This is a genomic window from Pseudomonadota bacterium, assembly GCA_023229365.1.
Classification (GTDB): Bacteria; Myxococcota_A; Polyangia; order JAAYKL01; family JAAYKL01; genus JALNZK01.
The window spans coordinates 13,539-14,825 of the sequence record JALNZK010000136.1 but is presented as its reverse complement, the minus strand read 5'-3'; the positions used below and the strand labels follow the sequence as shown (position 1 = coordinate 14,825).

General features: G+C 66.8%; 1 protein-coding gene. It reads right to left on the bottom strand.

All coding sequences use genetic code 11. From position 1 onward, the window contains the following. Positions 1–292 precede the first annotated feature (292 nt). The coding region (gene metG / locus M0R80_27500; protein MCK9463384.1) for a methionine--tRNA ligase subunit beta at positions 293–1,287 on the bottom strand (995 nt) is incomplete at its 5' end.

The window sequence follows — 1,287 nt, the reverse complement described above, 5'->3', positions numbered from 1 at the left end:
GGACGGCGGCGCCGAAGACGCTTCTCCGAGCTGTGATATAGTTCGCGAGGGGTCGAACTTTGTCGCGGAAGATATCTTATGTTAACTTGCCGGAACGAAAGTGCGCTTATGGCGCCTACGTGCTATCAACAAACTTTCTCAAGCGATATCCGATGGTTGCGGCTTAACTGAGCACGCATGGGCTCCGCGCAGTCGCTCGACGGGAGGAGTGACAAAAAGAAGGGGCGATCCGAAGACCGCGCGCGAAAAGCGCTCGGAGTCATTTGGAAGGGTCATTCGGCAGGGGTTGCGCTCAGCTCACCTTGTCGCCCGGCTCGAGCTCGCCGTCGAACCCCGCGAGGCCGAGGCGGCAGTCGTCGGGTCCGCAACCGGCCAGGATCATCCCCTCCGAGACGCCGAAGCGCATCTTCCGGGGCTTCAGGTTGGCGACGACGATCACCTTCCTGCCGACGAGCGCCGCGGGTTCCGGGTACGCCGCGCGGATACCGGCGAAGATCTGGCGGAGCCTCCCCTCGCCGAGGTCGACCTCGAGGCGGAGCAGCTTGTCCGCGCCCTCCACGGTCTCGGCCTTGCGCACCAGCGCGACGCGCAGGTCGAGCTTCGCGAACTCGTCGATGGTGATTTCGCTGGACGTGTCCGCCTTCGCCTCCGGCTTCGGCGCGATCTTCGACTTCGACTTCGACTCCGATTCTGGTCCCTGGTTCTTCTCGATGCGCGCCCAGCTGTCCTTGAGCGTGACCGTGCGGTTGAACACCGGCTCGCCCGGCTTCGTCTCGTAGCGGTCCGCGCAGAAGTAGCCGAGCCGCTCGAACTGCCACCTGGACTCGGGCGCCGCGTCCGCGAGGCTGGGCTCGACGAAGCAGCGCTCGATGGTCTCGAGCGAGCGGGGGTTCATGTTCTCGACGAAGTCGCGCCCCTCCGGGAGATCGAGCGGATCCTCGACGAGGAAGAGGCGATCGTAGAGCCGCACCTTCGCCTGCACGGCGTGCGCCGCGCTCACCCAGTGGGAGGTGCCGAGCACCTTGCGGCCGTCCGGCGACGTGCCGCCGCGCGACTCCGGATCCCAGGTGCAGCGCAGCTCGACGACCTCGCCCGCGGCGTTCTTGATAGCCTCCCTGCACGTGAGGAGGCACGCGTAGCGCAGCCGGATCTCGCGGCCCGGCGCGAGGCGGTGCCACTTCCTCGGCGGATCCTCGCGGAAGTCGTCGCGCTCGATCCAGAGCTCGCGGGAGAACGGCACCTTGCGCGAGCCCATGTCGGACTTCTCGGGGTGGAACGGCGCGGCGC